Raw genomic sequence first — 8,484 nt, 5'->3', positions numbered from 1 at the left:
GGGGGGGGGGTTCCGGGGCGGGGGGGCGGGGGCCCGGGGGGGGGGGCGGGGGGGGGGGGGGGGGGGGGGGGGGGGTGGGCTGGTAAGTGCTGCTGGGGGGTCGGCCCTGGGACCTCGTCCTCGAACGCCGGACGGGTTGAGGGGGGTGCGAGGCCCACTTCCTGACCTGCCGAGTCGTGTGGTGGGTGGGCATAGGTCCCGGGGGTCCAGGGGGCAGAGCCCCCTGGCGGGGTCGAAGGGGCGGAGTCCCTGGAGGATGGGACGGGTAAGGGCGGCGGGGGCGAAAACCCTCTCCCCTTACCCCAGCGCCCGCAGCTGGTCCAGGAACCACTGGGCCGGGGGCAACGCCGTTGCGGCGGCGGACAAGCGCTTTGCGCGTTCGGCCCGCTCCTCCACCGGCATCGACAACGCCTCGTGGAGGGCGCGGGCGGTGCCCGTGATGTCGTACGGGTTCACTACGACCGCGTCCTCGCCCAGTTCCTCGTACGCGCCCGCCTCCCGCGACAGCACCAGGGCGCATGCCTCGTCGGAGACGATCGGCATTTCCTTGGCGACGAGGTTCATGCCGTCGCGGATGGGGTTGACCAAGGCGACGTCGGCCAGACGGTAGGCGGCCAGGGAGCGTGCGAAGTCGTCCTTCACGTGGAGTACCACCGGGGTCCAGCCCGGCGTGGCGAACTCCGCGTTGATCTCGTCGGCCACCCGCTGCACTTCGGCGGTGTAGTCGCGGTACACGGCGAGGTCCTGCCGGGACGGGTACGCGAAGGCGACGTGGACCACCCGCTCACGCCACTGGGGGAAGGAGACCAGGAGTTCCCGGTAGGCCAGCAGGCCCCGCACGATGTTCTTCGACAGTTCGGTCCGGTCGACCCGCACGATCGCCTTGCGGCCCTCGCCGATCTCGGCCCGCAGCGCCGCCCTCCGTTCGTCGACGTCCGGCTCGTGCGACCGCGTGCGCAGGAAGTCCGCGTCGGCGCCGAGCCCGTGCACCCCGATCCGCGTGTCCCCGAGTCCGCCGGCGAGCTCCGTGGCGCAGGCGGTGAACGCCTTCGCCCAGCGGTGGGTGAGGAAGCCCAGCCGGTCGGCGCCGAGCATGCCGCGCAGCACCTCGTCGGCGATGTGGTCCGGCAGCATGCGGAAGTAGTCGACGGGCGCCCACGGGGTGTGGGAGAAGTGGCCGATCCGTACGTCCGGACGCAGCTCGCGCAGCATCCGCGGCACCAGGCACAGGTGGTAGTCCTGCACGAGGACCGCCGCCCCCTCGGCCGCCTCGTCCGCCAGCGCCTCGGCGAACGCACGGTTGTAACGGACGTACGAACCCCACTGCCGGTCGAACTCGGTGTCGAACACCGGCTCCAGCGGCGTCTGGTACAGCATGTGGTGCACAAACCACAGCACGGAGTTCGCGACGCCGTTGTACGCGTCCGCGTGCACGTCGGCCGCGATGTCCAGCATCCGTACGCCGGGCTCGCCGACCCCGCGCCGTACGGCCTCGCGGTCGCCGTCGCCCAGCGCGGAGCACACCCAGACGGCCCCGGCGTCCGGTCCGATCGCGGACAGGCCCGAGACCAGCCCGCCCCCGCCTCGCTTGGCGGTGAGCGCGCCGGTCTCGTCCTGTGCGTAGGAGACCGGGCCGCGGTTGGAGGCGACGAGAACGGTGGCAGCCATACGGCTCAACCTAGCCCGCCGTGGAACCGCTCAAACGTACGGCTCGGGTGTATCGGGTGTATACGGGTGGGGCGCCTATGAACTCGGGGGGTGCGATTGCTTTGCGACTGCGGGCCGGTGGGCGCTTGTCGCGCCCACGCGGCGGAGCCGCCGCAAGGTGTCGGCGAGCGCGGTGCGCCATCGCGCTTGTCGCGCCCACGCGGCGGAGCCGCACAATGTCACAGCCCCGCGCCCCTGAGGCGCCCTTCGGGCGCCCCCTACGCCGCCTTGCGTTCCGCGTACTCCTCGATCTCCGCCATCGGTGGGCGCTCCTCCAGATCCACCGAATACGTCCGCGGTACGAAACCGTCCTCGCCCCGCTCGAACTGGGTCAGGGACGGGCGGATCATCTGGCCGCGGGCCAGGCGGAGCTGGGCGGTGCGGTAGATCGCGGCGGACATGCGGCCGAGGGCCTGGCCGTCCTGGTGGCGGTGTTTGCGGACGCCGACGTCGACCTGGGCGAGGGCGTCGAGGCCGACGAGGTGGAGGGCGTCGACGAGCATGCCCAGTTCCACGCCGTAGCCGACGGGGAACGGGAGCTGCTCCAGGAGGGAACGCCGGGCCGCGTACTCGCCGCCGAGCGGCTGGACGAAGCCGGCCAGCTGGGGCCAGTGCATGTTGAGCAGGGGGCGGGCCATGAGTTCGGTCACACGTCCGCCCTGCCCGGCCGCCGAGCCGAGGGGGCGGTCGTACATGCCCTTGACGAGGTCGACCCCGGGGTCGGTGAGCAGGGGGCCCACGATCCCGGAGACGAAGTCGGAGGAGAACTCCCTGAGGTCGGCGTCGATGAAACAGACGATGTCACCGCTGGTGACGAGAAGGGAACGCCACAGCACCTCGCCCTTGCCGGGCACGGTGGGGATACGGGGGAGGATGTCGTCCCGGTGGACGACCCTCGCCCCGGCGGCCGCGGCCACCTCCGAGGTACGGTCGGTCGAGCCCGAGTCGATCACGACGATCTCGTCGACGAGCGGGACCTGACGCATGAGGTCGTGGCGGATGACGGAGACGATGTCGCCGACCGTCTCCTCCTCGTTGAGTGCGGGCAGAACGACACTGACCGTCGACCCGGTGGCGCGTTTCGCGGCGATGAGCTTGTGGAGCGGGCGATCGGTCACGGACCAGGAGCGTGTGCTCAGCCAGCGCTCGACTTCTTCCAGCACGGTCTGCGGCTCCTCACTATCGATCACACTGATCTTCGTATGATCCATCTCGCGGTTCGGACGGCTCCCTCAACTGTCCTGGCCTTCGGTTACAGTCTTGAACAACGCGGATGACCATCGCATGTCGGGGGTCATCGTCGTTCACAATCGAATACCGCTCATCCAGAGGGGCAGAGGGATACGGCCCGATGAAGCCCCGGCAACCCTCCAGCCGGTCTCGTACTGATCACCGTCGACTCATCGCTGATTCACTGTTGACTCACCGCTGATCGACTCCGCGAGGCTCCCGGCTAGGGAAGGTGCCAAATCCGTCTCGCGGCGAGATGCGTCGTGAGGAAGATGAGGAGAAAGGGCCTCGCCTCCCATGGCTGTGCAGACTGTTGCAAGCACCACGAACACCGTAGACCTCGGCCCCGCCGCCGCGCTGTCCTGTCGCGAGTGCGGCCACCGCGTTCCGCTCGGACCGGTCTTCGCCTGCGAGGAGTGTTTCGGGCCGCTGGAAATCGCGTACGACTTCTCCGCGTACGACACGGAGGAGCTGCGCAAGCGGATCGAGGCCGGGCCCGCGAACATCTGGCGGTACGCCCCCCTCCTGCCCGTCCCCGCCGACGTGGCCGACAAGCCGAACCTCAACCCCGGCTGGACCAAGCTCGTCAAGGCCGACAACCTGGCGCGCGAGCTGGGGGTGACCGGCGGTTTGTATGTGAAGGACGACTCCGGTAACCCGACGCACTCCTTCAAGGACCGGGTCGTCGCCCAGGCCCTGGAGGCGGCGCGGGCGTTCGGCTTCACGACGCTCTCCTGCTCCTCGACGGGCAACCTGGCCGGTGCGGTGGGTGCCGCGGCGGCCCGCGCGGGCTTCCGTTCCTGCGTGTTCATCCCGCACGACCTGGAGCAGGGCAAGGTCGTCATGGCCGCGGTGTACGGCGGCGAGCTCGTCGGCATCGAGGGCAACTACGACGACGTGAACCGCTTCTGCTCCGAGCTGATCGGCGACCCGGTGGGTGAGGGCTGGGGCTTCGTCAACGTCAATCTGCGTCCGTATTACGCGGAGGGGTCCAAGACGCTGGCGTACGAGATCTGCGAGCAGCTGGGCTGGCGGCTGCCGGACCAGATCGTCGTTCCCATCGCCTCCGGGTCGCAGCTCACGAAGATCGACAAGGGGCTGCAGGAGCTGATCAAGCTCGGGCTCGTCGAGGACAAGCCGTACAAGATCTTCGGCGCGCAGGCGGAGGGCTGCTCCCCGGTGTCCGTCGCCTACAAGGGCGGCCACGATGTCGTACGGCCGCAGAAGCCGAACACCATCGCCAAGTCGCTGGCGATCGGCAACCCGGCGGACGGGCCGTACGTTCTCGACATCGCGCGGCGGACGGGCGGTGCGGTGGAGGATGTGAACGACGAGCAGGTCGTCGACGCGATCAAGCTGCTCGCCCGGACCGAGGGCATCTTCGCCGAGACGGCGGGTGGCGTGACGGTCGGCGTCACGCGCAAGCTGATCGAGAACGGTGTGCTCGACCCGAGTCTGACGACTGTCGTCCTCAACACGGGGGACGGTCTGAAGACGCTGGACGCGGTGGCCGGGACCGGGCTCACGGCCACGATCCGTCCGAACCTGGAGTCGTTCCGCGAGGCCGGCCTCGTCTGACCTCCTGTCTGCCCGCCGCCCGTCCAACCCCGTATCTCGTACTCGACTCCGACCGGAGGTCACACCCCATGAGCGTCAACGTCCGTATCCCGACCATCCTGCGCACCTACACCGGCGGCAAGGCCGAGGTGACCGCTGAGGGGGCGACCCTCGCTCAGGTCATCGCGGACCTGGAGAAGAACCACACGGGGATCGCGGCGCGGGTGCTGGACGATCAGGGCAAGCTGCGGCGGTTCGTGAACGTGTACGTGAACGATGACGATGTCCGTTTTGAGCAGGGGCTGGAGACGGTTACGCCGGACGGGGCCGGGGTCTCGATCATTCCGGCGGTCGCCGGGGGCTGCTGAGGCCTTGACGGGTCGTTTTCGTTACCTTCGGTAACGGCAATTACCGAGAGTTCACCGAATGGCCTCCTCCGTGAGAGAAGCGGAGGGGGCCATTCTGCATGGTTGAGCACGGTACAGTTGGGGAACCCGGTTCGATTGCCGTACCGGGCGCATATGAGTTCTGGCCGTGCGCCCGATATGAAGCAGCCAAAGTGTGTGTGGCATTTGTGTGTTTTGCTCCTTTTATGGAGCCCGACTTGCCCTGAACTCGGGTGAATTCTCCGTACATTCCCGGCCTCGTGTGTCCAGATTTCTCGTCCGATTGACCTGTTGCAGACGGCAGTTGGACAGATACATTCAGCCGCGGTCGACGCGTTCCGGCGCACACCCCCAACCGTTGGGGGGTGAGGTCTGACCCGGATCCGCGAAGTGTGGATCTGTGCAAGGGCCAGTAATAGGGGAGTTAGGCATGGCTCAGGGCACCGTCAAGTGGTTCAACGCGGAGAAGGGGTACGGCTTCATCGCGGTCGACGGTGGTGCGGATGTTTTCGTCCACTACAGCGCGATCCAGATGGACGGTTACCGCACTCTGGAAGAGGGCCAGCGGGTCGAGTTCGAGATCTCGCAGGGCCAGAAGGGGCCGCAGGCGGACATGGTCCGTCTGGCCGGCTGAGGCTGAAGCACGCGCCGACTGACTAGCAGCGACGTTCTTCCGTTCTTCGCCGAGGGGCTCGTATCCCGTGGGTTTCTGCGGGGGTACGGGCCCTTTGGTGTGGGTGGGGGCGGATGCCTCCGGGGCCGGGTCGAGGGTTTTTCGCCCCCGCCGCCCCTACCCGTCCCATCCCCAGGGGCTCCGCCCCTTCGACCCCACCAGGGGGCTCCGCCCCCTGGGCCCCCGGTTGAGGGTTGGGGGCAGTGTGCGGGCTGGGTGGGCAGTATGCGGGGTGGCGGAGTCAGGTGGGTGGGGGTTGGGGGGTTGGTAGGGCCATTCGGGCGGGTGGGGTTTGCGCGGGTGGTGAGGCGGTTCGGGCGGGTGGGTGTTGCGCGGGTGGTGGGGCGGTTCGAGTGGGTGGGTGTTGGGGGGTTGTGGGGTGGGTGCGGGTTGTGTGTGGCTGGTCGCGCAGTTCCCCGCGCCCCTTACGGGGCGCAGCCCCCCTCGGTCCTGGCGCGGCGTGGCTCCCTCGGTCCTGGCGGGGCGCGGCTCCAGCCTGTGCCAGAACCCATCAGCCCAGGCCGGCACCCCCCCCGCGTGGCTCCCTCGGTCCTGGCGGGGCGCGGCTCCAGCCTGTGCCAGAACCCATCAGCCCAGGCCGGCACCCCCCCCAGCCTGTCCGGCGTTTGAGGACGGGGCCGTAAGGCCGATTTGCTGCCCACTCAGCTGCGCACTTCCAACTCACCCCAGGCACCCCCCCCAGCCCGTCCGGCGCTTGAGGACGAGGCCGTTCAGGCCGATTCGACGGTGCCCCACACCCACCCGCACGTACTCACCCGCCCCCAGCGGAGCGGTAGCCGCTTGCACTCGGCAGGGGCGAGTGCTAATCATTGGCGTTAGCACTCTGAAGGTGAGAGTGACAATGAAGGACCGGGTCGGTGAGGCCCGCAGGCCGGGTGGGGCAAGGAACCACGAGGCAGGCAGGCCGTCCGTCGCGGGCGCCAGCGCGGTCCGGAGCAATCCACCCCAGTCCGGGAGGACCACTTCACATGGCCAAGATCATCGCGTTCGACGAGGAGGCGCGGCGAGGCCTCGAGCGCGGCATGAACCAGCTCGCGGACGCCGTCAAGGTGACCCTCGGCCCCAAGGGCCGCAACGTCGTCCTCGAGAAGAAGTGGGGCGCCCCCACGATCACCAACGACGGCGTCTCCATCGCCAAGGAGATCGAGCTCGAGGACCCGTACGAGAAGATCGGCGCCGAGCTGGTCAAGGAAGTCGCCAAGAAGACGGACGACGTCGCCGGTGACGGTACGACCACGGCCACCGTTCTCGCCCAGGCCCTCGTCAAGGAAGGCCTGCGCAACGTAGCCGCCGGCGCCAACCCGATGGCTCTGAAGCGCGGTATCGAGAAGGCCGTCGAGGCCGTCTCCGGTGCCCTGCTGGAGCAGGCGAAGGATGTCGAGACCAAGGAGCAGATCGCCTCCACGGCCTCCATCTCCGCCGCCGACACCCAGATCGGCGAGCTCATCGCCGAGGCGATGGACAAGGTCGGCAAGGAAGGCGTCATCACCGTCGAGGAGTCCCAGACCTTCGGTCTGGAGCTGGAGCTCACCGAGGGTATGCGCTTCGACAAGGGCTACATCTCGGCGTACTTCGCCACCGACATGGAGCGTATGGAGGCGTCGCTCGACGACCCGTACATCCTGATCGCCAACTCCAAGATCGGCAACGTCAAGGACCTGCTGCCGCTCCTGGAGAAGGTCATGCAGTCCGGCAAGCCGCTGCTGATCATCGCCGAGGACGTCGAGGGCGAGGCCCTGTCGACCCTCGTCGTCAACAAGATCCGCGGGACCTTCAAGTCCGTCGCCGTCAAGGCCCCGGGCTTCGGCGATCGCCGCAAGGCCATGCTCGGCGACATCGCCATCCTCACGGGCGGCGAGGTCATCTCCGAGGAGGTCGGCCTCAAGCTGGAGAACGCGAGCATCGACCTGCTGGGCCGCGCCCGCAAGGTCGTCATCACCAAGGACGAGACCACCATCGTCGACGGTGCCGGCTCCGCCGACCAGGTCCAGGGCCGGGTCAACCAGATCCGCGCCGAGATCGAGAACAGCGACTCCGACTACGACCGCGAGAAGCTCCAGGAGCGCCTGGCCAAGCTCGCGGGCGGCGTGGCCGTCATCAAGGCCGGTGCCGCCACCGAGGTCGAGCTCAAGGAGCGCAAGCACCGCATCGAGGACGCCGTCCGCAACGCCAAGGCCGCCGTCGAGGAGGGCATCGTCGCCGGTGGTGGCGTGGCCCTGCTCCAGGCGACCGGCGTCTTCGAGAAGCTGGAGCTGGAGGGTGACGAGGCGACCGGCGCCAACGCCGTGAAGCTCGCCCTTGAGGCCCCGCTGAAGCAGATCGCCGTCAACGCCGGCCTCGAAGGCGGTGTCGTGGTGGAGAAGGTGCGCAACCTGACCCCGGGCCACGGCCTGAACGCCGCGACCGGCGAGTACGTCGACCTGGTCAAGGAAGGCATCATCGACCCGGCGAAGGTGACCCGTTCCGCTCTGCAGAACGCCGCCTCCATCGCCGCGCTCTTCCTCACCACCGAGGCCGTCATCGCCGACAAGCCGGAGAAGGCCGCCGCGCCCGCCGGTGGCGGCATGCCGGGCGGTGACATGGACTTCTGATCCGGTCCCTTTCCGGGTCGGATCCGTCCGCTGAGTACCGAGGGCGGCACCCCTGTTCCCAGGGGTGCCGCCCTCGGGCGTTCCCGGGGTGAGGGAGCCCGGCGGCCGCGGCCGCTTGCCTCGCCGTCAGTCGGCGTAGTCCTTGAGCTTCTCGGTGTTGAGGGTGATGCTCACGGGGGCGGGGATTTCCACGATGGCTCCCCAGGGATGCGAAGCGACCTGCTGGTACTGATCTTAAATTCCTGAGGTAGACCTGGCGACAGCTGATGATCCATCAGGTATGCCGGTGGTATGCGGTACGCGACGGGTGGCGGGCTGA

Annotated in this window: 6 protein-coding genes and 1 riboswitch; of the genes, 4 read left to right on the top strand and 2 right to left on the bottom strand. The window is 68.7% G+C overall.

Annotated features, from left to right (window positions below; all coding sequences use genetic code 11):
* Positions 1-297: 297 nt before the first annotated feature.
* Positions 298-1,668, bottom strand: coding sequence for an alpha,alpha-trehalose-phosphate synthase (UDP-forming) (locus ACWD3C_RS47280; RefSeq protein ID WP_451154803.1), 1,371 nt, complete (start codon positions 1,666-1,668; stop codon positions 298-300).
* A 257-nt stretch (positions 1,669-1,925) separates the two neighbouring features.
* Positions 1,926-2,870, bottom strand: a complete 945-nt coding sequence (locus tag ACWD3C_RS47275) for a glucosyl-3-phosphoglycerate synthase (RefSeq protein ID WP_451154805.1) — start codon at positions 2,868-2,870, stop codon at positions 1,926-1,928.
* Positions 2,871-3,025: 155 nt separating this feature from the next.
* A riboswitch (SAM riboswitch) is annotated at positions 3,026-3,216 on the top strand.
* 18 nt (positions 3,217-3,234) lie between these two features.
* Between ACWD3C_RS47275 and thrC the strand changes: the two genes are divergently transcribed.
* The 4 genes from thrC (at position 3,235) to groL (ending at position 8,165) form a co-directional block, all read left to right on the top strand.
* Positions 3,235-4,515: a threonine synthase gene (gene thrC / locus ACWD3C_RS47270; protein ID WP_451154801.1), complete on the top strand. Its 1,281-nt coding sequence runs from the start codon at positions 3,235-3,237 to the stop codon at positions 4,513-4,515.
* Positions 4,516-4,583: 68 nt separating this feature from the next.
* A complete protein-coding gene (locus ACWD3C_RS47265; RefSeq protein ID WP_451154799.1) occupies positions 4,584-4,862 on the top strand; it encodes a MoaD/ThiS family protein in 279 nt (92 codons plus the stop codon).
* Between the two features lie 448 nt (positions 4,863-5,310).
* Positions 5,311-5,514: a cold-shock protein gene (locus tag ACWD3C_RS47260; protein WP_009339379.1), complete on the top strand. Its 204-nt coding sequence runs from the start codon at positions 5,311-5,313 to the stop codon at positions 5,512-5,514.
* Between the two features lie 1,028 nt (positions 5,515-6,542).
* Positions 6,543-8,165, top strand: coding sequence for a chaperonin GroEL (gene groL, locus ACWD3C_RS47255; protein WP_451154797.1), 1,623 nt, complete (start codon positions 6,543-6,545; stop codon positions 8,163-8,165).
* Positions 8,166-8,484 lie beyond the last annotated feature (319 nt).

It is taken from the genome of Streptomyces sp. NPDC002845 (genome assembly GCF_053591955.1).
Note: the sequence above shows the minus strand (reverse complement) of the source record. Positions and strands in the feature narration are given on the sequence as shown.